The following is a 20,953-nucleotide window of genomic DNA, read 5'->3' on the forward strand; positions in this document are numbered from 1 at the left end:
CTCAGAACGCGTAGCGGACGCGGCAGTACGGCAGGCGCTCGGCGAGCAGGGCGAGGAAGCGGTCGAGGGCGGCGCGCTTGAGGTCGCGGCGGTAGCGGATGTTCACGGCGCCGTTCTCGGAGACCTTCGACTCCTGCATCCGCGGGGCCCAGAGCAGGTCCTCGGCCTTCGGGTGCCAGCCGAGGTTCACCTCGTGCAGGCCCGCGTTGTGGGTGAGCAGGATCACCTCGGCGGCGAGCTGCGCCTTCGCTCGGGGGTGCAGGGCCGCGTCGAGCTGCTCGAAGAGCTCGGTCCAGTCGCGCTGCCAGGTCTCGGTGAGGATCACCGGCGAGAAGTTGACGTGCACCTCGTAGCCGGCGTCGACGAAGTCGTTGATCGCGGCGATCCGCTCGGCCATCGGCGAAGTGCGGACGTCGGTGACCTTCGCCGTCTCGGCGGGCATCAGCGAGAAGCGGATGCGGGTGCGGCCGAGCGGGTCCCACTCGAGCAGCTCGCGGTTGACGTACTTGGTGGCGAACGACGCCTTGGCGGTCGGCGACATCCGGAACAGCTCGCAGAGGTCGCGGACGTTGTCGCTGAGCAGGGCGTCGACCGAGCAGTCGCTGTTCTCGCCGATGTCGTAGACCCAGGCCTCGGGGTCGCACTGGTTCGCCTCGGTCTTCGCGCCCTGCTTCGCGATGTGGCGGGCGAGGTGGCGCTGGATCTGCTCGATGTTCGCGAAGACCGTGATCGGGTTGCTGTAGCCCTTCCGCCGCGGCACGTAGCAGTAGACGCAGGCCATCGCGCAGCCGTTCGCGGAGGAGGGGGCGATGAAGTCGGCGGAGCGGCCGTTGGGCCGGGTGACCAGCGACTTCTTGACGCCCACGACGAGCGCCTCCGTCTTGATCCGCACCCAGCGCGCGACGTTCGCCTCGTCGCCGTGCACCTCCGGGATGTTCCAGTGCGAGTCGACCGGCACGATCTCGGCCGCCGGCCAGCGCTCCACGATCTCCCGCCCGCGGGGCAGCTCCAGCGCGGCGGGCTCGGCGTAGATGCGGCGGACGTCGAGGAGGGTGCGCTGATGGAGTGTGCGCTGACGGGTGCCGGACATGCGTCCGTTCTACCGGCGACCACCGACAGTGCAGGTCACCGACAGTGCAGGCGCCCGCGCGAGTAGAGTCCGCGCATGGACGCCGCCGAGCTGCCGACCGACTTCGTGCTCGCCCTCGAGGCCGTGGGCGAGGCGCTCGCCGCGATGGCCGCGGGCGACCCGGAGCCCTACCGCCGCTGCTGGGCCGACACCGCCGACTCCACGCTGTACGGCGCGTTCGGCACGATCGAGCGGGGACGCGCGGCGATCGACGAGACGCTCGGCTGGGTCGCGAGCCGGTTCGCCGGCGGCGGGCTGACGCCGCACTACGACCTGATCCACGTCGAGGGTGATCTGGCCTACACGGTGGGCCGCGAGATCGGCGCGACGCGGATCGACGGGCGGGAGGCGACTCCGCTCGTCATCCGCGTCACCCACGTCTACCGCCGGTTCGACGGCCAGGGCTGGCGGATCGTGCACCGGCACGGCGACCACCCGCCGCGCCTCGAGCGCTGAGCGGGTCGTCGCGGCGGATGGGACATCGCGGAGGATGGGGGCATGGAGCCGACTGCCGATCGCTACCGCCGCGCCGCCGTCGAGCTGGCGCAGACCTCCGAGCTGCAGGTCGAGTGGGCGCTCGCCGTCGCCGACGATGACGCACTGCTCGCGCTGATCGACGGGCTCCCGCCCGCGCATCGGCAGCCGTCGCTGCTGTTTTCGGTAGCGCGGCTGCTCGGGGCGCCGGCGGTGGACGGCCCGGGCTTCGCGGAGTGGCTGCGGCGGGAGTGGCCGCGGGTCGCGCCGGTGGCGGCGGAGCGGCTCACCCAGACCAACGAGGCGTTGCGCTGCGCCCCGCTGGTCGCGGCGCTGGAGCGGATCACGGAGCCGGAGGAGCCGGTCGCGCTGATCGAGATCGGCGCCTCGGCCGGGCTGTGCCTGGCTCCGGAGCGGTACTCGTACTCCTACTCGTCCGCGTTCGCGGGGACGGAGGGCACGACTCGACTGGGGCGGGGTGAGCCGAGCCGGGGCGGGCCGGTGCTCGAGTGCGCGGTGACCGGAGGAGCGGCGCCGTCCCGGTTGCCGGTCGTCGCCTGGCGGCGCGGGCTGGACCTGCGTCCGCTCGATGTTCGCTCGGCGGAGGACCGCGCCTGGCTGGAGGCGCTGCTGCCGCCGGACCGGCCGGAGCGCACCGAGCGGCTCCGGGCCGCCGTGGCGACACTGCGGGAGGACCCGCCGGAGATCGTCGCGGGCGATGCGGCGGAGGCGCTGCCGGGCGTGCTCGCCGGTGTGCCGCGCGGGTTGCGCGCGGTCGTGGTGTCGCTCGGGACGCTGGTGTACCTGCCCTGGGCCGCGCGCGAGCGGGTGCTGGCCGCGGTCGACGCTGCGGGCGCGAGCCTGGTGACCCTCGAGGCGGAGGCGCTGCTGCCGTCGCTCCGGGAGCGGGCCGCCGCGCTGACGGCGCCCGAGCGCACGCCGTTCCTGCTGGCGGCGGACGGGGTGCCGCTCGCGTTCGCCGCGCCGCACGGCGGCCGTCTCTCCTGGCTGAGCTGATGCCGGCGGTCTCGATGCGCGCTGCGCGCTGCCCGACCGGCAGGGAGGGACAGGGACACGAGAGAAGCTGCTGCGCTCCCATGCTGATCGAGTAGCCGGCGAAGCGGGCGTATCGAGATCCACCTGAGCCGGGACCTCGGCGGAGGCGCGCCTGCTCACGCCGGGTCTCGATACGCACTGCGCGCTACTCGACCAGCATGAAAGGCGCCCTCCCGGCTGCTCGACCAGCAGGAAAAGCGTCCTTCGGGTTGCTCGACCAGCAGGAAAAGCGTCCTTCGGGTTGCTCGACCAGCAGGAAAAGCGTCCTTCGGGTTGCTCGACCAGCAGGAAAAGCGCCCTTCGGGCTGCTCGACCAGCATGAAAGGCGCCCTTCGGGCTGCTCGACCAGCAGGGAAGGCGCGCTGCCGAGCGCGAGCGGCGCAGCATGCCGATCGAGTAGCCGTGTACCGCGGGCGCAGCATGCTGATCGGCGCGCAGACGTTTGGCGCTGCCTGCTGATGCAGTAGCCGGCGCAGCGAGCGCTGCCTGCTGGTCCAGTAGCCGGCGCAGCGAGCGCTGCATGCTGATCGAGTAGCTCGCGCAGCGGGCGTATCGAGCGGAGGGGGCGCCTTCGGCGCCAGCGCAGGGCGGGGAAGAGACCGACGTCCTTGGGGTGGTGGGTCTCGATACGCCCCTGCGGGGCTACTCGACCAACATGTCTGCGGGCGTCTCTTCCAAGTAGATCCACCACCGTCAGAACGGTGCGGTGGCGTCGTTGAAGCGCGGTCCCGGCGGCGGGTCCGGTGGGCGCCCGGGCAGGGGTGGCGGCCGGTTGCTGATGCGCCGTCCGGTTGGGCTCGTCCATTCGAGCGTGCCGTGGTCGTCGATTCGCTTGTAGCTCCACTGGTCCCCGTGCCGGACGTGATGGTGCGACGTGCAGAGACTCACGAGGTTCTCGAGAGAGGTCTCGCCGCCGTTGCGCCACTCGAGGGTGTGGTCGGCCTCGCTCGTGCTGGCGCTGCGGGTGCAGTCGGGGAAGCGGCAGGTCTGGTCGCGCAGTTGCAGGTGCAGGCGCATCTGAGGTGGTGGGACGCGCCAGGTGCGTCCGACGGACACGACGGCGCCGGTGTCCGGATCGGTCAGGACGCGGGTGAAAGACGCAGCTGTCCGGATGAGCTCGCGGGCGATCTCCGCGGGCACGGGGCCGTAGCCGTCGAGCTCCGCGGGGGCGTCGTCGAGACCGACGGCGGTGGACGCGGCGAGGGTGAGTCGCACCTCGGCGCGGATGCCGGGGACGAAGGTCGGGTCGGGCCGGTGGTCGGCGTTCGACGTGGTCCCCGCGATGTCGCCGTCGCAGAGCAGATCGATCGCGGCGTCTGCGCTGAGCTGCTGCAGAGTGCGGGGGTCGCCTTCGTCGCGGAGGGTGCGGGCGATGCGGCGGAGCCGGTCGTGTGCGCCCATCACGGTGGGCGCCGGGCCGTAGAGGCAGAGCGTGGCCATCCCGTCGATGTCGGGCGTGACCCAGACGGCGCGGTCCTCCTTCGCGCGGGCGTGGCGCTGGGCGAGGGGTTGCTCGTGCAGTTCCTCGCGCCAGCGGCCGAGTGCTCGGCGCAGCTGCGTGGTGGTCATCGTGAGGGCGGCGTCGGCGGCGCGCTCGTCGAGCGCCGCGCGGGAGGTCTCCGGGAGGCTGCTGGCGGTTCGGCAGATGGCCTCGCCGACCTTCCAGAGGATCCGGCCGTCGCGGAGCAGGGCGCGGGTGAGCGGGAGGTGCTCCATCAGGAGCTGCGCGGTCTCGAGGCGGCGGGAGACCTCCTGCTCCGACTCGCCGTACGCCACCGCCAGCTCGGCCCGAATGGAGCGCTCGACCAGGTCGCGAGTCTCGCTGCGGGTCGCACCGCGGGCGAACGCCTCCGGGACGGTGAGCGCTTTTCGGTAGCCGCGGTGCATCAGCTCCGCCGCCCGAAGGCGCGTCGGGGACGCGGCGCGCTCGGCGGCGGCGGAGTCGTCGAAGCAGTCGCGCACCTCCGCGAGTGCTGCTGCATCCTCATCATCTGGCATACGAGTATTGAAGCAAGGACCACCGACATCGGAGCGGGGATGCGGGCTTGCAGACCCGCCCTGCTGGTGGTGGCGGGTCTCGATACGCCCCTGCGGGGCTACTCGACCAGCAGGACGCGGCGGAGCCGCGTCCTTTCCCTCACCACCGAGACGCGAAGCGGCTTCGCCGCTCGATACGCCCCTGCGGGGCTACTCGACCAGCATGGGGCCGGTATCCATCGCTCTGCGGGCTGCTCGGCCGGCTGCAGCGCTCGGTGGGCGACTCGCGCGCCGCTACAGGGCGTCGACGAAGAGCTGGGTGGCCTGCGGGACGTAGGAGGTGTTCGTCGACGGGTCCCAGCCGACGAGGGCGACGACGTCGCCGCCGACGCGGGTGGTGATGCCGACGAGGGTGAAGGGGGCGCCGCCGACGTCGCCGGTGACGGTCCAGCCGACGGCCTCGTCGGTGCCCGTGATGGTGGGCTCGGTCTGCTCGACGGTGGTCTGCACGGGGGTGCCCTGCAGGGCGAACAGCTCGGAGCCGTCGGCGCAGCGCTCGAGCGCGTCCTCGGCGGAGGCCACGAGGGCGGAGGCGGTGTCCGCGTCGCCGGTGCTGGTGACGACCGAGGTCATCGAGCGGTCGGCGCTCGTGCCGTAGGCGAGACCCGCGTCGGTGAGCGTGTCGTCCGCGTCCCAGCCGACGCCGAACGGCGCGAGGCAGGAGGCGTCCGTCGCGGTGAGCCCCGGGTAGACCGACCCGAGCATCTCCTCGGTGCTGGTGAACTCCGCGGGCACGAACTGGATGTCGTCGAAGATCGTCGCCAGCTCGGCGTCGGTGTGCTGCGGCAGCTCCTCGGCGGTCGGCTCGGGCTCGGCGGCGGCGGTGCAGCCGGTCAGCGCGAGCAGCAGAGCGCCCGTGAGGGCGAGTCCGGCTCGGGCGACTCCGGCTCGGGCGGCGGTGGTGTGCGTCATGGTGGTTCCCCCTCTGCTCCGCCGTGCGTCGGGGCGGAGGCGGCCCGAGGCTAGCAGAGGCCTCGGACACTCCCGCCGCAGCCCGCTAGATCTCCGTGTGCCCCAGGTCCGCGTGCGCGAGCAGCCGGATCTCCGGCTCCGCGATCGACTCGAACTCCAGCACGACCACCTCGTTGCGCCCCGCCCGGGTGACCGGCGACGGCACGATCAGCGTGCGCTGCGGCCCGCGCCGCCAGTAGCGGCCGAGCAGGAAGCCGTTCACCCAGACCAGGCCCTTGCCCCAGTGCAGCGTGTCGAGGTGCAGGTCGGCCGGCGCGTCGAGCTCGAAGGAGCCGGAGGCGAGCCCCGGTCCGGCCGCGAACGACCCGCTGCCGGGCACCTTGCCGCACTCGGGCAGGCACTCGAGCGCCAGCGGCCGAGCGACCCAGCCGCGGAGCTCGACCCCGTCCAGCCGCACGCCGCCGATCAGCCCCTTGTGCTCGCCGATCCGCTCGCCGTAGTTCACCCGGCCCTGGTCCTCGACCAGGACCGCCAGCTCGCCGATGCCGCGGGGCAGGGTGATCGCCCGCTCGTGGTCGTCGCGCGCGAGCACGCCGACCGGGACGCCGTCGAGCAGGACCCAGGCGCGGTCGCGCACCTCCTCGCCGACGACCAGCCGGGCGGGAGCCGCACCGGCGTCGAGCGTCGTCGTGAACAGCACGAAACCGTCGCCCTGCCCGAGGTCGTCGAAGCTCGCCATCGCCTCGAGTCGCGTCGCCGGCCCGAAGACCGCGTCGAGCCCGAGCAGCGCGGGGCCCGGCACGAGCGGCGCGGTGAGCACCGGCGCCGGCGGGGAGACCGCGGGCACCTCCTCCGGCACCGGCGCGTAGCGCGCGATGACCTCGCGGAAGGCCCAGTACTTCGCCGTCGGGTCGCCGCTCTCGTTCAGCGGGGCGTCGTAGTCGTAGCTCGTGGTGATCGCGGCGTAGCGGCCCTTGTCGTTCGCGCCGCTGGTCAGGCCGAAGTTGGTGCCGCCGTGGAACATGTAGATGTTGACCGAGCCGCCGACCGCGAGCAGCGCGTCGAGCTCGCTCGCCGACGCCGCCGCGTCCGTGGTGTGGTGCTGGGTGCCCCAGTCGTCGAACCAGCCGCACCAGAACTCCATGCACATCAGCGGGCCGGTGGGCTGGAATTCGCGCAGCGTCGCGAGGCGCTCGGCCGTGCGCGAGCCGAACGAGCCGGTCAGATGCAGTCCGGGCAGGCTGCCGTCGGCGAGCATCTGCGGGGTCGGCTGGTCGATCGTGGTGAGCGGCACGGTGATGCCGCTGTCGCGGGTGACGCGGACCAGCTCGGCGAGGTACTCCTTGTCGGAGCCGTACGCGCCGTACTCGTTCTCGATCTGCACGAGCACGACGGGCCCGCCGTCGTCGATCTGGCGCGGCGCCACGATCGCGGAGATCCGGCGGAGGTACTCGCTCACCGCCGCGAGGTAGTGCGGCTCGGAGCGGCGCACGCCCACCTCGGGGTCGCGGAGGAGCCAGGCGGGCAGGCCGCCGTTGCTCCACTCCGCGCAGATGTAGGGGCCGGGGCGCACGATCGCGTGCAGGCCCTCGGCGGCGATCAGGTCGAGGAAGCGGCCGAGGTCGAGCCCGGCGTCCTCGCGCCACGCGCCGCGCTGGGGCTCGTGCGCGTTCCAGGCGACGTAGGTCTCGATGGTGTTCAGGCCCATCAGGCGGGCCTTGCGGATCCGGTCGGCCCAGAGGTCCGGGTGGATGCGGAAGTAGTGCAGCGCCCCCGACAGGATGCGGTGCGGCCTGCCGTCGAGCTCGAAGTCGGTCGCGCCGATGGCGAAGCGGCTCTCGGGCGCAACAGTCGGCGCAGTGGAGTCGGGAGCGGTGGTCATGCGGGATCCCCCTCAGGATCGTGGGACGGGTCGAGGCCGGCCGGAGGGATCCGACCGGCCTCGAACGCCGCCAGTGCTACTCGAGAACAGTGCTACTCGGAGACGGTGAAGCCCTGAGCGTTGCCGTACTCGACGAGCTTGCTCTGCCAGGCGGCGATGCCGTCGTCGAGGCTCGTCTTGTTGGCGTAGGCCTGGCCGACGGTGTCGCCGAAGACGCTGTTCGCGTAGACCTGGAAGGGCAGGTACGACCAGCCCGGACGGACGTCCGTCGAGGCCTGGGTCAGCACCTCGTTGATCTTCTGGCCGCCGAAGTACTCGGACTCGGCGCCGGTGAAGTCCGGGCTGCTGAGGTCGGCCGAGGTCGACGGGAATCCGCCGCTCTCGAGGAAGACGTCGACCGAGGCCTCGTCGCTGTTCAGCCAGCGCAGGAACGCGGCGGCCAGCGCCGGGTTCTCGCTCTGCTTGGTGACGGACTGGCCGCCACCGCCGTTCTCGGCGCTGACGGCGGTGCCGTCGTAGGTCGGGATGGGCGCGACGGCCCAGTCACCGGAGGCGTCGGGGACGCTGGACTCGAGCACGCCGGGCATCCAGGCGCCGGTGATCAGCGAGGCGATCGAGCCGTCGCCGAGACCCTTGTACCACTCGTCGCCCCACGCGGGGGTGTCGGAGAGGAGGCCGCCCTCGACGAGCTGGTTCCAGACGCCGGTCCACTTCTCGGTGCCCTCGTCGGCGAGGTTCACGGTGACGTTCGTGCCGTCGGTCGTGAAGGGCTCGCCGCCCGCCTGCCAGATCATGCTGGTCGCGAAGCCGGCGTCGCCGGTGTCGGCGGTGATGAACTTCGACGGGTCGGCCGCCTGCAGGGCCTTGGCCGCGGCGATGTACTCGTCCCAGGTGGTGGGGACGGCGATGCCGTACTGGTCGAAGACCTTCTTGTTGTAGAACATCGCCATGGGGCCCGAGTCCTGCGGGAGGCCGACGAGCTTGCCGTCGATGTTGACGCTGCCCCAGGTGGACGCCGAGAACTCGTCCTCGAGGTCGCTCATCCCGAACTGCGAGAGGTCGAGCAGCGAGTCCGACAGCGCGAACTGCGGCATGGCGTAGTACTCGATCTGGACGACGTCGGGGGCGCCCGAGCCGGCCTTGATCGCGTTCTCGAGCTTGGTGTACTCGTCCTTGTTCGTGCCGGCGTTGACCAGCTCGACGTCGACCTTCGGGTACGCCTTCTCGAACGCGGCGACCTGGGCCTCGGCGCTGGGGGTCCAGCTCCAGTAGGTGATCTTGCCGCCGGTCTCGAGCGCGGCGTCGAGGTCGGCCGCGGTGCCGGAGGCGGTCGTGCCGCCGCCGGTGGTGCCGCCGGACGAGCAGGCGGCGAGCGAGCCCGCGGCGAGTGCTGCGGCCGCGACGACCGTCAAGGTCCGCCGGAGGGCGGAGTGGGCGATCTTCATGGTGATTCCCTTCACTTCTTCGTGCTGTGGGGTGGGTGGGGGTTCGTGGGGGGGCTGTGACGCCGGAGGGCCTAGCCCTTGACGCTGCCGGCGCTGAGGCCGGACTGCCAGAAGCGCTGCAGGCCGAGGAACGCGACGACGATCGGGATGATCGTCAGCAGCGAGCCGGTGATCACCAGGTTGTAGATCGGCTGGGCGCTGACGCCGGTGGCCTGCGCGTTCCACTGGTTGAGGCCGACCGTGAGCGGGTACCACTGCGGGTCGCTCAGCATGATCAGCGGGAGGAAGTAGTTGTTCCAGGTCGCGACGACCGAGAACAGCAGCACGGTGACGATGCCGGGCGCGAGCAGGCGGATCGAGATGGTGAAGAAGGTGCGGAACTCGCCCGCGCCGTCCATCCGCGCCGCCTCGAGCAGCTCCGTGGGCACCGACTCCACCGCGTAGACCCAGACCAGGTAGAGGCCGAAGGGGCTGATCAGCGAGGGGATGATGATCGCCCACGGGGTGTTGGTGAGGCCGAGCTGGCTGAACATCAGGAAGGTCGGGACGGCGAGCGCGGTGCCGGGGACGGCGATCGCGCCGAGGACGACCGCGAAGACCGCCTTGCGCCCGGCGAAGCGGAACTTCGCGAGGCCGTAGCCGGCGAGCGTGGCGAGCAGGGTCGCTCCGCCCGCGCCGACCACCACGTAGAGCAGCGTGTTGCCGAGCCAGCGGAGGAAGATGCCGTCGCGGTAGGTGAGCGTCTCGGCGATGTTCTGGAAGAGGACGAAGTCGCCGTCGAACCAGAGGCCGAAGCTCGAGAACAGGCCGGCCTGAGTCTTGGTCGCGTTGATCACGAGCCAGGCGAGCGGCACGAGGCTGTAGAGGATGAACGCCGACATCAGCAGGGTGAAGGCGATCGACTTCTTCGGGGCGACCGAGGAGCCGCGGCGGGCGGGGCGCTTCGCCGGGGCGGGCTTGCTCTGCGTGGGGCGGGGTGCGGTTGCGATGGCCATCAGTTCTCCTTGCGCGCGCCGCGGAGCTGCACGACGTAGGCGATCACCGCGGTGATCACGCCCATGACGATGGCGACCGTGGCCGACGCGTTGTACTGCTGACCCGCGAAGGACAGGTTGTAGGCGTACATGTTCGGCGTGAAGTAGGTGGTGATGATGTTCGGCGCGAGCGTCCGGAGGATGTTCGGCTCGTTGAACAGCTGGAAGCTGCCGATGATCGAGAAGATCGAGGCGATGACGATCGCGCCGCGAAGGGCGGGCAGCTTGATCGAGCGGATGACCCGCAGCGGGCCGGCGCCGTCGATCTCGGCCGCCTCGTAGAGCTCGCCGGGGATCGTCTTCAGCGCGGAGTAGAAGATCAGCATGTTGTAGCCGACGAACTCCCACGTGACGATGTTGCCGATCGAGACCAGGATCCAGTCGCGCGAGAACGGCGCGATCAGGTCGGAGCCGAGCAGGTCGTTGACGTTGGCGGTGAGGCCGAAGTTGTCGCCGTAGATGAAGCCCCACATCAGGACCGCGACGACCGCGGGGACCGCGTAGGGGAGGAAGACGACGATGCGGAAGAAGCCGGTGCCGTGCAGGCGGCCGCTGTCGATGGCGAGGGCCGCGACGAGCGCGAGCACCAGCATCACCGGGACCTGGACGACCAGGAACAGCAGGACGCGGCCGAAGCCCTCCCAGAAGTTCGGGTCGCGGAAGATCGCGAGGTAGTTCTCGAAGCCCACGAAGGCGTTGCCGCCGATGAGCTGCTCGCGGAACAGGCTGAGGTAGATCGAGTAGATCACCGGCGCGATGAAGACCAGCAGGAAGACCACGAGGAAGGGGGCCACGAAGGCCAGGCCCTTCCACTCGCTCTTCGCCCGGCTGCGCGGGACGGCGAGCGGTGCGGCCGGCGGAGTGACCTCGCGCAGAGGGACAGGGGGAGACGTCGTCGTCATCGGCGGGATTCCGTTCGGGGTCGGTTCCGACATGTTCACGTCAACATGGCAGAACGCCACCGTAGCATGGCCACGTCAACACGCGCACGATCCGTTAGGTTTCGATGGGGAAACGATGTTCCGCCGCCGGCGCGGGACACGTGGAGGGACGGCATGGCGATCGAGACGAACGCGGCGACCGCCGTCCCGCGCCGACGGGGCGTGTCGATGGCCGACGTGGCGCGACGCGCGAACGTGTCCGGGCAGACCGTGTCGCGGGTGTCCAACGGCAAGCAGAACGTCGACACCGAGACCCGCGAGCGCGTGCTCGAGGCGATGCGCGACCTCGGCTACCGGCCCAACAGCGCCGCGCGGGCCCTGCGCACCGGCCGCTTCCACAGCATCGGCGTGATCATGTTCACGCTGTCCTCCTTCGGCAACATGCGCACCCTCGACGCCATCGCCGTCGCGGCGGCCGACGCCGGCTACTCGATCACCCTCATCCCCGTCCCGCACCCGACGCAGGGCGAGGTGTCCGTCGCCTTCCACCGCCTGAGCGAGGAGGCGGTCGACGGCGTCATCATCGTCATGGAGGCGCACCTGCTCGACGAGGCCGACATCGTGCTGCCGCCCGACCTGCCCGTCGTGGTCGTCGACTCCGCGGGCGGCGATCGCTACCCGGTCGTCGACACCGACCAGGTCTCGGGCGCGCGCCAGGCCGTCGAGCACCTGCTCGGGCTCGGCCACCGGACCGTGCACCACGTCGCCGGGCCCGAGCGCTCGTACTCCGCGGAGCGGCGCCGCGAGGCCTGGGAGTCGACGCTGCGCGCGCAGGGCGCCCCGGTGCCCGAGGCGCTCGTCGGCGACTGGTCGAGCGCGTCCGGGCACCGCATCGGGGAGGTGCTGGCCGCGGACCCGTCGGTGACGGCGGTCTTCGCCGCCAACGACCAGATGGCGCTCGGGGTGCTCCGCGCGCTGCACGACGCGGGCCGCGCGGTGCCCGGGGACGTCAGCGTCGTCGGCTTCGACGACATGGAGGAGTCGGCGAGCTTCTGGCCGCCGCTGACCACCGTGCACCAGTCGTTCGGCGACACCGGGCGGCGCTCGGTCGACATCCTGCTGCGCGAGCTGGAGTCGGGGGAGCGCTCGGGCGTGACGCTGACGCCGACGGAGCTCGTCGTGCGGGAGAGCACGGGGCCGGCGCCGCGCTGAGGCGTGCTGCCGAGACCTGGAGCGCGGGCGATACTGTGAGGCCTCTCACCCGTCCTCGCTAAGGAGCAACCATGTCGGTCGGCCTGCTCGCCGTCGTCGATGACATCCTCACCGCCGCCCTGAAGGCGAGCGCGAAGACGGCCGGTGTCGTCATCGACGACGCGGCCGTCACTCCGCAGTACGTCCAGGGGCTGACCCCGGCGCGCGAGCTGCCGGTGGTCTGGAAGATCGCGCTGGGCAGCCTCGTCAACAAGTTCGTGATCATCATCCCGATCGCGCTGCTGCTCTCGTCGTTCGCGCCCTGGGTGCTGCCGTACCTGCTGATCGTCGGTGGCGCCTTCCTCTGCTTCGAGGGCGCGGAGAAGGTGCTCGAGTGGTTCGGCGTGCACCACGCGGCCGGCGAGACGGAGGCGCGCGACGAGAAGAAGCTCGTCTTCGGCGCCGTGCGCACCGACCTCATCCTCAGCACCGAGATCATGCTGATCGCGCTCGACGGACTCGACACCGACCTCGGCTTCGGCGGGACGCTCGGGGCGCTCGCCGTGGTCGGCCTCGGCATGACGCTGCTCGTCTACGGCGCGGTCGCGCTGCTGGTGAAGATCGACGACGTCGGGCTGCGGCTGATGAAGAACGCGGCGCGCGGCGTCCGGCGCTTCGGCGTGCGCATCGTCGCGTCGATGCCGGCCGTCTTCCGCACCATCAGCATCATCGGCACGCTCGCGATGCTCTGGGTCGGCGGGCACCTCGTCACGGCGAACCTGGCCGAGACGTTCTGGCACGGCCCGTACGACCTCGTGCACGTCGTCACCCACGCGGTCGAGGGCGCCGGCCCGGTCGTCGTCTGGCTCGCCGACACCTTCGTCTCGATGATCTTCGGCCTCGTGCTCGGCCTGATCGTGGTCGCCGTGCTGACGGGCGTCCGGCGCGTGCTGAAGCGCGGCGAGCCGACCGCGTCCCACTGACGCGTCGGGTCTCGATACGCCGCTCCGCGGCTACTCGACCAACATGGGTCGGCCGCTCATCGAGTAGCCGCGGCCGCTTCATGGTGATCGAGTAGCCCCGCAGGGGCGTATCGAGATCCGCCGTCCTCAGCCCTCCAGGTGCGAGTACTCCGGCAGCGCGATCGCATCCGCAGGCGGCGTGAAGAACCGCCCCATCGTCCGCCCGATCACCGGCGTCGCCGCGATCTTCACCGCGAGCCCGAACGCCGCCACTCCCAGCCGCGACACGGGGTTCGCCACCCGCGGCACCCCCGGCGGCAGCTGCTGCGCCTGCGTCACGTACGGCCGCATGATCCGCTCGTACCCCGCGAAGCCGTCGCGCGGATCCACATGCGCGGCGAGCTCCCCCGCGAGCACGTACGCGCCCGCGAACGACAGGCTCGTCCCCATGCCGCTGACCGGCGAGGCGCAGTAGGCGGCGTCGCCGACCAGCGCGACCCGTCCGCTCGACCAGCGCGGCGCGTGCACCTGGCCGATCTGCTCGTAGTAGAGGTCGTCGGCCTCGTCGAGCCCGCGGAGGACGCGCTGCGCCTCCCAGCCGGCGTCGCCGAAGACCGCGCGGAGGTGGGCGCGCTGCTCGTCGAGCGAGCGGCGCTCGGTGCTCGCGCGGTCGAGGCGGCGGTCGATCACCTGCGAGAGCGCGACGCGGAGCGTGCCGTGCGGGTCCGGGCGGAGGGTGATGCTGCGCCCGCCGGCCGCGCTGTACCAGCGCCACCAGTCGTCGTCCGCGGCGGTGCGGGGGATGGTGGCGTAGGAGGTCTCGAGGCCGAGCGAGCGGATCTCCGGCTCGGTGCCGAAGACGAGGCGGCGCGTGCTCGAGCCGATGCCGTCGGCGGCGACGACGAGGTCGAAGCGCTCGTCGGGGGCGTGCTCGAAGGAGACGGTGACGCCGCTCCCGTTGTCGTCGATTCCGGTGATGCGGTCGCCGTAGCGGTACTCGGCGTGCTCGGCGGTGCGGTCGACCAGCAGTCGCGCGAGGTCGCCGCGCAGGATCTCCAGCTCGGCGGTCGCGCCGCCGCTGTCGGTGGTGCCGGCCGGGAACTCGGCGAGGGTGCGTCCGCCGCGGCCGACGAAGCGGGTGCCGACCTCGCCGGTGGTCGCGGCGCGGATGTCGTCCTCGAGGCCCATGCGGCGGGCGACCTCGCGGCCGGCGCCGCGGACGTCGACGTTCTGGCCGCCGAGCCGGAGTGCGGGCGCGCGCTCGACGATCATCGTCTCGACGCCGTAGCGGTGCAGCCAGAAGGCGAGGGCGGGGCCGGCGATGCTGGCGCCGGAGATCAGGACACGGGTCACGGTTGCCGCCTTCGTTGATAATCAATGAGATTGGCAATGTACACGAGTACCCTGGGGTGATGATCTCCGAAGCGCCCGATCTCGGCATCCGGACCCGCGTGCGCCAGGTGACGGAGCGGCAGAAGCTCTTCGAGCAGTCGCTGACCCGCGCGCTCGCCGTCGACGCCGTCGGGCTCGACGCGATGACGCATCTGATGTCGGCCGGGCCGCTGACGCCGACCGAGCTGGCCGGGCGCCTCGGCGTCTCGACCGCGGCGACGACCCTCGTGCTGAACCGCCTCGAGGCGGCCGGGCACGTCCGTCGCGAGCGGCACCCCACGGACGGGCGCAAGCTGATCGTCACGGCCTCGGAGGAGTCGGCGCGGCGCGCGCAGGAGCGGGTCGCGCCGCTGATCGCGGGCGTCGAAGCGGCGGTCGCCGACCTCGACGCGGCCGAGCGCGCGACGGTGCAGGCCTTCCTCGACCGCCTGCTCGCGGTCTACGACGCGGCGACGGACTGACCCGGGCGGGTCTCGATACGCCGCTGCGCGGCTACTCGACCAGCATGGAATGGACGCGGCCCCGTTCGCGTGGGTCCGTGTCTTCATGCTGATCGAGTAGCGCGCGGAGCGCGCGTATCGAGACCCACCAGCGCCAGAAGGCCGAGTCTGCAGACCTGACGTGCTGAGGACGGTGGGTCTCGATACGCCGCTGCGCGGCTAGTCGACCACCATGGAGTGGACGTGGGATGGGGTCTGGCGGAGCTGCGGGGCCCGATGCGGGTCCGTTGGCGGGAGGTGGGGTGGACGAGTGGACGCGTGCGGGGGTCTGCTGGGGGCGTGCGGCCCGTTCCGCGTCCACTCGCGGAAGCATGCTGATCGAGTAGCGCGCGGAGCGGGCGTATCGAGATCCGAAGCATCAGAACAGGAGTCTGCAGACCCGCCGTGCTGGGGGTGGTGGGTCTCGATACGCCGCTGCGCGGCTACTCGACCAACATGCAAGGGCGGACGATTCATGCTGATCGAGTAGGCCGCGGAGCGGGCGTATCGAGATCCACGTGTTCGGCGGGCGGGTCTCGATACGCCGCTGCGCGGCTACTCGACCAGCATGCAGTGCGCGGCTAGTCGGTCGGCATGAGCGTCAGCAGGTGCGGGCTCCGTAGGCGGCCGGGATCACCGTGGTGACGGGCTTGCCGTCGACGGTGGCCGTCGCGGTGACGGTGGCCTCGCCGGCGGGCACCGAGGCGGCGCGCGTCGAGAAGGCGGCGGAGGCGTTCTTGCCGGGGAGGATCCCGGTGAACTCCTTCGAGCCGTAGGCGGAGGCGACGGTCATCGAGACGGGGACCGACGCGTTGTTCTGCGCCGTCACCGTCAGGGTGACCTTGCCGGCGATGCAGCGGGTCGTGGCCGTCACCGCGACGGCGAGGGCGGCGGGCGCCTTCAGTGTCACGGTCACGGTCGTCGTCTGCGAGACGGTGCCGTCGGCCGAGGTGACCGCGATCGTGCCCACTCCGCCGTTCGCGGTGGTCGGCTGCGTCACGCGCACGCGGGCCGCCGAGTCGGTGGCCACCGCGGTGAGCACCGGCATCGTCGTGCCGTCGACGGTCACGGCGTAGGAGCCGCGGGCCGGCTCGAAGCCGGCGACGCCGACTCCGTTCACGCGCAGGGCGCCGAGGGTGGCGACCGCGGCGGGCGAGGCCACCGACTCGTACAGCTTCGTCTCCGAGACGATGAGGTGCGTGTTGGCGTAGGCGTTCATCACGACGCGGAAGGCCTTGGCCGTCACCGGCGCGAAGGTCGCGTTCAGCGTCGGCGCGGTGCCGTCGGCGGGCGCGGCCAGCGCGACCGCGGACTCGTAGCCGGGGACCGCGGTCCAGGTCGTGCTGCCGGCGCCCTGGTACTGCAGCTGGTAGCTCTGCGCCCAGCTGGTGCCGCCGTCGCGCTGGAACTGCACCGACACCTGCTGCACCTGGCGGGTGGCGGGGAAGGTGTAGGTCAGGCTGCTCTGCGCGGCCTTGGTGCCGCTCGTCCAGTTGGACCAGCCCTTGTCGCCGTCGATGCCGTTGCGGGTGCGCTCCGGTCCGAAGCCCGACTCGGACGAGGTCGCGGTGGCGACGATGCCCGCATCGGGGTTGAAGTTGCGGAGCGTGCCCGCGGTGACCAGCACCGTGAGCGTCGCAGGGAGGGTCTGGCCGTCGGCCGTCGCGGTGCCGGAGATCGTCACCGATCCGGGCGCGGCGAGCGACGCGGTGGTCAGCGGCGTCCAGTCCCAGACGACCGGCACCGCGAAGGTGCTGGTCGAGGCGCCGACGCGGGCCGACACGGTGGTCGGGGCGGCGGCCTGCACCGCGGCGACGGAGGCTCCGGCCGCGACGGTGAGCGACGCCGGGTCGGTGGCGGTGAGGCCGCCGACGTCGACGAGCGCGGTGACGGGGATCGACTGGCCGAAGAGGTCGGTCGCGGTGCCGGTCACCTCGACGCGGCCGGCGGCGGCGTAGGCCGAGTCGGCCGGGCGCTGCCAGGTGACGGCGATCGGTGCGCCGGTGCCCCAGGCGTACTGCGGGGCGATCGAGGCGGGCAGGGTCGGCGCGACGCCGACGGTGGTGCGGACGGCGACCATCTGCGCGGCGGACGGGGCGAGGTCGCGCAGCGTCCAGGACTGGTTCGCTCCGCCGTTCGAGCCGTAGACGCCGACGGTGGTGTTCTCGGTGCTGGACTGGCCGTTGACGTCGAGCGAGAGGCCGATCGACTCGTTGACCAGCGTGTACGCGGTGCCGTCGGTGGTGCTGACGATCCAGCGGGTGGCGGCGTCGGCCTTCGCGGCGTCGACCGAGAGCGTGCGCAGGTCGGTGCCGGCGCTCGTGGCGCCGAGCACGCGGCCGTCGCTGCTCTGCAGCACGACGCGGCGGGTGGCCTCGCGCTCGCCGGGGGCGACCTCGCGGACGGTCCAGCTCTGCTTCGCGGCGGCGGTGGAGTCGGTGGCGAGGGTGGTGATCGTGGTCGCGGCGCCGGTGGGGTTGCCGGTCAGCGCCTTGCCGCTCTGCGTGCCGACCAGCTGGTAGCGGTGGCCGTCGCGGAGGGCGGGGGCGGAGTCGGCGACGCCGGAGACGCCGTCGATGGAGAAGGAGGTGACCGACTTGGCGGGCACCGTGACGGTCGCGGTGCGCGACTCCCGGTCGACGGCGACCGCGGGCTTCGCGACGAGCGCGTTGCCGGTGGGCGCGGCGGCCGAGGCGGCCTGCGTCGTGACGTAGGGGGTGACCGTCGCGCCGTCGGCGATGCTGCCGAAGCGGGAGAGGTCGAGCACGACGGTCTTCGCGGTCGCGCCGGTGTTGGTGTGCACCACGGTCGCACCGCTGCCGTCGCCGCGGACGGCGGCGGTGGAGGAGGTGTCGTTGGTGGGCATCAGGTGGTCGCCCTCGTGGACGAACTTGGTGAAGTTGCGGATCGTGTTGAACTTCGAGTTCGTCTCGACGCCGCAGACCGGGGCCTTGGTGGAGTCGCCGCCGGCGTCCGCGACGCGGCGCGCGGACTTCCAGACCTCGGCGCCGGCCTCCTGGTACGGCTTGCAGTCGAGGTCGATGAAGATCGAGCCCCAGTTGAGGTTCTCGCCCTTCGGGCTCATGTTGTAGAGGTCCTCGACCGGCTGCCAGAGCACCCAGGCCTTCGGCTCGAGCTCGCGCAGGTCGTCGTTGATGCGGCCGGCGATGCCGAGGCCGTTCTCGATGTTGACCGGGTCGTAGCCCGCGACCCAGTTGCCCTCGATCTCGCTCATCCAGAGGTCCTTGTCGGCCTGCTTGGCGAGGTCGCGGACCGCGAGGCGGTCCGAGGTGCCGTAGGTGTGCACGTTCATCCGGTCCACTTCGGCGCGGACGGCGGCGGAGTAGGCGGCCCAGTTGGTCTTGAAGATGCTGGGGTTGGTCTCGTCCATCGCGGCGATGCCGGCGTCGCTCGACGAGGCGGCGAGGGCGGCGGCGACGTCCGGGATCAGGTCGGCCTGGCGGGTCGGGCCCATGTGCATGCCCTCCTGCCGTCCGCCGGTGGGCACGCCGTTGGTGAGCTGCGTGCCCCAGTAGTTGGTGTTCGGCTCGTTGAAGGGGTCGAGGGTGTCGAACTCGATGCCGTACTCGTCCTCCATGTGCGCGGTGACGGTCGCGAGGTACTGGGCGAACTTCGCCTCCGCGGCGGGCTTCAGCTGCTCGCTCGAGGCGTTGAAGCCGCCGGAGACGTAGCCGCTCTCGGTCATGAAGTAGGGGGCGGAGTTGGCGAACGCCTCCCAGTGCGAGATCTGCTTCTCCTCGGCGAGCTTCTCGACCCACCAGCGCTGCGTCCCGTCGCTCGTCCAGTCGTAGGAGGAGGCGTCGCCCGCGTTCCACTTGGCCAGGAGCGCGTCGCGGTCGGCGTAGTTCGTGCTCGTGCCGCCGTAGGTCGCGGCGTCGCCGGCCGGGTTCTGCTTCCACCAGCCCTCGACGGCGCCGCCGGGGCGGAGGTAGTCCTTCACGTCGGAGGCGTTGCCGCCGCCGATGTTGTAGCGGGCGATGTTGAGGTCGAGGCCGTCGTCGCCGAAGACCTTCTGGTACAGCTCCTCGCGGAGCGCCTCGGGGTAGTTCCCGGTGGCGTTGGCGAACCAGACGAGGCTGGTGCCCCAGCCCTCGAACGACTCGCCCGCCGCGGCGGGGTTGGGGGTGATGCGGAAGGCGTCGGCGGCCTGCGCGGGGGCGGCGGCCGCGGGGAGCGCGAGCAGCGCTCCGGCGGCGAGGGCGGCGCTCGTGGCGAGCGCGGCGATCCGGCCCGCCTTCCGGCGAGTGCGTCTGGCAGTGGACATCGACATCGATGCGTCTCTCTTTCAACTCTGAAAGGGGAGCTGTTCACGTGAACACGCCCGTGGCCTCCGACTGTACATGTTGACGTCAACAGGTGGAAGGGCGTTCGGCGGCTCAGCGGCTCAGTGGCTCGGCGCTAGACCGAGCGCGGGCGCTCGCGGAACTCCTCGGGCTCGCACTGGATGGTGGCGTGGTCGATGCCGTGGTCGTCGTGCAGGACGGCGAGCACGCCGGAGAGGGCCTCGCGGTAGTCGGCGTCCGGGGCGACGACGATGTGGCCGGTCGCGCTCTCCATGCCGGAGGTGATGGTCCAGACGTGCAGGTCGTGCAGCGCGAGCACGCCGGGCACCGCGCAGACGTCGCGCTCGACCGCGGCGAGGTCGACGTGCGCGGGGGCCGACTCCATCAGGATCCCGAGGGCCTGGCGGGTCAGCGACCAGGTGCGCGGCAGGATCAGCAGGCCGATCAGCACGCCGACGATCGGGTCGGCCCAGGCCCAGCCGGTGGTCAGCAGCACGATCGCGGCCACGATCACGCCGACCGAGCCGAGCGCGTCGCCGAGCACCTCGAGCGACGCCCCGCGCAGGGTGATGCTCTCCTTCGCGCCGGCCGAGAGCAGGCGCAGGCTGACCAGGTTGACCGCCAGGCCGACGATCGCGGTGATCAGGAGCGGCGCGCCGGGCACCGCGGGCGGCTCGGCGAAGCGGCGGACCGCCTCCACGATCACGAAGCCGGCGACGCCGAAGAGCAGCACGCCGTTGGCCAGCGCGGCGAGCACCTCGAGCCGGTAGGAGCCGTAGGTGCGCGCCTTCGCGGCGGGGCGGGCGGCGAGCGAGATCGCGGCGATCGACATCCCGAGCGCGATCACGTCGGTGCCCATGTGCGCGGCGTCCGAGATCAGCGCGAGCGAGCCGGTGGCGATCCCGACGACGAACTCCACGACCGCGAACGCGGCGGTGAGGGCGAAGGCGAGGACGAGCGGACGGCGGTGGCGGGACGCGGCGGAACCGGCGTGCCCGTGGTCGTGTCCCATGCGACTCCCTGTGCTCCGCTCGCCGTGCTCCGCTCGCCGCGAGGACCGCGGACGTATTGTCGTATGCACACTCTTGCACGTATCGGGCCGGATGCGAAGGGCCGCGAGGGGCTGCGAGACTGAGTGGATGTCGTCCTCCCGCTCCCTGCGCACCCTCCGCGGTGTCGTGGCGGCGACGACGACGACGACCACGGCCCTGTTCTCGCACGTCGCGGGCGGCGGTGAGCTGCCGGGCCTGCTCGGTCTCGCGGTGCCGCTCGTGCTCTCGGTGCTGGTCTGCGTCGCCCTCGCCGGCCGCGGGCTGTCGCTCGTGCGCCTGGCGGTCTCGGTGACGCTCAGCCAGGTCCTCTTCCACACGCTGTTCGTGATCGGCAGCGCCGAGGGGCCGGCCGGGGCGATGGGCACGGCGCACGCGCATCACGGCGGGACGATCGACGTCAGCGGTGCGACGGCGCACGCCGGCATGGCCGGCTCGATGACCGCCTCACACCTCCTCGCCGCCGTCGTCACCATCGCGGCGCTGCACCGGGGCGAGGCGCTGCTGCTCGCGATCGCGGCGACGACCGCGCACGCGATCGTGCGGCTCGTGCGGGTGCCGGTCACCCCGGTCCTCGCCGCACCGCCCGTGCGCCGCTCCTCGTACGCGCTGCGCGAGATCCTGCCGGTCGCCACGGCCGTGCTCGCCCAGGCCGTGCCCCGCCGCGGGCCGCCCGCCGTCCCCGCCTCCTGATCCTCGACGCGCGTTGCGCGTCTTCGACGACCC

At 71.9% G+C, this 20,953-nt stretch carries 16 protein-coding genes; 6 read left to right on the forward strand and 10 right to left on the reverse strand.

Annotated features, from left to right (window positions below):
* Position 1: 1 nt before the first annotated feature.
* A complete protein-coding gene (locus HQQ86_RS16470; protein ID WP_173289311.1) occupies positions 2-1,090 on the reverse strand; it encodes a spore photoproduct lyase family protein in 1,089 nt (362 codons plus the stop codon).
* Between the two features lie 75 nt (positions 1,091-1,165).
* On the opposite strand from HQQ86_RS16470, the gene HQQ86_RS16475 reads away from it, so the two are divergent.
* Both HQQ86_RS16475 and HQQ86_RS16480 read left to right on the forward strand, forming a co-directional pair.
* Entirely contained in the window at positions 1,166-1,585 is a 420-nt protein-coding gene (locus HQQ86_RS16475) for a DUF4440 domain-containing protein (protein WP_173289312.1), read from the forward strand.
* Between the two features lie 42 nt (positions 1,586-1,627).
* Entirely contained in the window at positions 1,628-2,620 is a 993-nt protein-coding gene (locus tag HQQ86_RS16480; protein WP_173289313.1) for a DUF2332 domain-containing protein, read from the forward strand.
* Positions 2,621-3,352: 732 nt separating this feature from the next.
* Here the strand turns inward: HQQ86_RS16480 and HQQ86_RS16485 are convergent.
* The 6 genes from HQQ86_RS16485 to HQQ86_RS16510 all read right to left on the reverse strand — a co-directional run bounded on the left by HQQ86_RS16485 (position 3,353) and on the right by HQQ86_RS16510 (position 10,871).
* Entirely contained in the window at positions 3,353-4,657 is a 1,305-nt protein-coding gene (locus HQQ86_RS16485; RefSeq protein WP_173289314.1) for an HNH endonuclease signature motif containing protein, read from the reverse strand.
* A 273-nt stretch (positions 4,658-4,930) separates the two neighbouring features.
* Positions 4,931-5,608: a hypothetical protein gene (locus HQQ86_RS16490; protein ID WP_173289315.1), complete on the reverse strand. Its 678-nt coding sequence runs from the start codon at positions 5,606-5,608 to the stop codon at positions 4,931-4,933.
* Between the two features lie 85 nt (positions 5,609-5,693).
* Positions 5,694-7,490: a beta-galactosidase family protein gene (locus HQQ86_RS16495; RefSeq protein ID WP_173289316.1), complete on the reverse strand. Its 1,797-nt coding sequence runs from the start codon at positions 7,488-7,490 to the stop codon at positions 5,694-5,696.
* A gap of 92 nt (positions 7,491-7,582) precedes the next feature.
* Positions 7,583-8,935 carry a sugar ABC transporter substrate-binding protein gene (locus HQQ86_RS16500; protein ID WP_173289317.1) on the reverse strand — a complete coding sequence of 451 codons (1,353 nt, stop codon included), beginning with the start codon at positions 8,933-8,935 and terminating at the stop codon, positions 7,583-7,585.
* Between the two features lie 71 nt (positions 8,936-9,006).
* Positions 9,007-9,930 (reverse strand): carbohydrate ABC transporter permease, encoded by a 924-nt coding sequence (locus tag HQQ86_RS16505; RefSeq protein ID WP_173289318.1) that lies wholly within the window; start codon positions 9,928-9,930, stop codon positions 9,007-9,009.
* On the reverse strand, positions 9,930-10,871 hold the full coding sequence (locus HQQ86_RS16510; RefSeq protein WP_123444496.1) for a carbohydrate ABC transporter permease: 942 nt from the start codon (positions 10,869-10,871) through the stop codon (positions 9,930-9,932). Before HQQ86_RS16510 ends, HQQ86_RS16505 begins: the two co-directional genes overlap by 1 nt.
* 153 nt (positions 10,872-11,024) lie before the next feature.
* On the opposite strand from HQQ86_RS16510, the gene HQQ86_RS16515 reads away from it, so the two are divergent.
* Together HQQ86_RS16515 and HQQ86_RS16520 are read left to right on the forward strand one after the other, a co-directional pair.
* Entirely contained in the window at positions 11,025-12,062 is a 1,038-nt protein-coding gene (locus HQQ86_RS16515) for a LacI family DNA-binding transcriptional regulator (protein WP_173289319.1), read from the forward strand.
* Positions 12,063-12,133: 71 nt separating this feature from the next.
* A complete protein-coding gene (locus HQQ86_RS16520; protein WP_173289320.1) occupies positions 12,134-13,024 on the forward strand; it encodes a DUF808 domain-containing protein in 891 nt (296 codons plus the stop codon).
* A 126-nt stretch (positions 13,025-13,150) separates the two neighbouring features.
* Here HQQ86_RS16520 and HQQ86_RS16525 read toward each other — a convergent pair whose 3' ends face one another.
* A complete protein-coding gene (locus tag HQQ86_RS16525; RefSeq protein WP_173289321.1) occupies positions 13,151-14,356 on the reverse strand; it encodes an FAD-dependent monooxygenase in 1,206 nt (401 codons plus the stop codon).
* 59 nt (positions 14,357-14,415) lie between these two features.
* Between HQQ86_RS16525 and HQQ86_RS16530 the strand changes: the two genes are divergently transcribed.
* On the forward strand, positions 14,416-14,856 hold the full coding sequence (locus tag HQQ86_RS16530) for a MarR family winged helix-turn-helix transcriptional regulator (protein ID WP_173289322.1): 441 nt from the start codon (positions 14,416-14,418) through the stop codon (positions 14,854-14,856).
* Positions 14,857-15,475: 619 nt separating this feature from the next.
* Here the strand turns inward: HQQ86_RS16530 and HQQ86_RS16535 are convergent.
* Positions 15,476-19,159 carry a glycoside hydrolase gene (locus HQQ86_RS16535; RefSeq protein WP_173289323.1) on the reverse strand — a complete coding sequence of 1,228 codons (3,684 nt, stop codon included), beginning with the start codon at positions 19,157-19,159 and terminating at the stop codon, positions 15,476-15,478.
* Between the two features lie 134 nt (positions 19,160-19,293).
* On the reverse strand, positions 19,294-20,190 hold the full coding sequence (locus HQQ86_RS16540) for a cation diffusion facilitator family transporter (RefSeq protein WP_173289324.1): 897 nt from the start codon (positions 20,188-20,190) through the stop codon (positions 19,294-19,296).
* A gap of 127 nt (positions 20,191-20,317) precedes the next feature.
* Between HQQ86_RS16540 and HQQ86_RS16545 the strand changes: the two genes are divergently transcribed.
* The gene (locus HQQ86_RS16545) at positions 20,318-20,920 is read left to right on the forward strand and encodes a hypothetical protein (protein WP_173289325.1); all 603 of its coding nucleotides are present in this window, start codon (positions 20,318-20,320) and stop codon (positions 20,918-20,920) included.
* Positions 20,921-20,953: the final 33 nt, after the last annotated feature.

The sequence above is a fragment of the Rathayibacter sp. VKM Ac-2857 genome (assembly GCF_013205025.1).
In the GTDB taxonomy this organism is placed as follows: Bacteria; Actinomycetota; Actinomycetes; order Actinomycetales; family Microbacteriaceae; genus Rathayibacter.

What these genes read in the sequence shown, in the direction of transcription:
- HQQ86_RS16490 (WP_173289315.1), bottom strand. Translation starts at nt 5,608, where the DNA reads ATGACGCACACCACCGCCGCCCGAGCCGGAGTCGCCCGAGCCGGACTC.
- HQQ86_RS16535 (WP_173289323.1), bottom strand. Translation starts at nt 19,159, where the DNA reads ATGTCCACTGCCAGACGCACTCGCCGGAAGGCGGGCCGGATCGCCGCG.
- HQQ86_RS16510 (WP_123444496.1), bottom strand. Translation starts at nt 10,871, where the DNA reads ATGACGACGACGTCTCCCCCTGTCCCTCTGCGCGAGGTCACTCCGCCG.
- HQQ86_RS16495 (WP_173289316.1), bottom strand. Translation starts at nt 7,490, where the DNA reads ATGACCACCGCTCCCGACTCCACTGCGCCGACTGTTGCGCCCGAGAGC.
- HQQ86_RS16470 (WP_173289311.1), bottom strand. Translation starts at nt 1,090, where the DNA reads ATGTCCGGCACCCGTCAGCGCACACTCCATCAGCGCACCCTCCTCGAC.
- HQQ86_RS16480 (WP_173289313.1), top strand. Translation starts at nt 1,628, where the DNA reads ATGGAGCCGACTGCCGATCGCTACCGCCGCGCCGCCGTCGAGCTGGCG.
- HQQ86_RS16545 (WP_173289325.1), top strand. Translation starts at nt 20,318, where the DNA reads ATGTCGTCCTCCCGCTCCCTGCGCACCCTCCGCGGTGTCGTGGCGGCG.
- HQQ86_RS16540 (WP_173289324.1), bottom strand. Translation starts at nt 20,190, where the DNA reads ATGGGACACGACCACGGGCACGCCGGTTCCGCCGCGTCCCGCCACCGC.
- HQQ86_RS16515 (WP_173289319.1), top strand. Translation starts at nt 11,025, where the DNA reads ATGGCGATCGAGACGAACGCGGCGACCGCCGTCCCGCGCCGACGGGGC.
- HQQ86_RS16500 (WP_173289317.1), bottom strand. Translation starts at nt 8,935, where the DNA reads ATGAAGATCGCCCACTCCGCCCTCCGGCGGACCTTGACGGTCGTCGCG.
- HQQ86_RS16520 (WP_173289320.1), top strand. Translation starts at nt 12,134, where the DNA reads ATGTCGGTCGGCCTGCTCGCCGTCGTCGATGACATCCTCACCGCCGCC.
- HQQ86_RS16475 (WP_173289312.1), top strand. Translation starts at nt 1,166, where the DNA reads ATGGACGCCGCCGAGCTGCCGACCGACTTCGTGCTCGCCCTCGAGGCC.
- HQQ86_RS16485 (WP_173289314.1), bottom strand. Translation starts at nt 4,657, where the DNA reads ATGCCAGATGATGAGGATGCAGCAGCACTCGCGGAGGTGCGCGACTGC.
- HQQ86_RS16530 (WP_173289322.1), top strand. Translation starts at nt 14,416, where the DNA reads ATGATCTCCGAAGCGCCCGATCTCGGCATCCGGACCCGCGTGCGCCAG.
- HQQ86_RS16505 (WP_173289318.1), bottom strand. Translation starts at nt 9,930, where the DNA reads ATGGCCATCGCAACCGCACCCCGCCCCACGCAGAGCAAGCCCGCCCCG.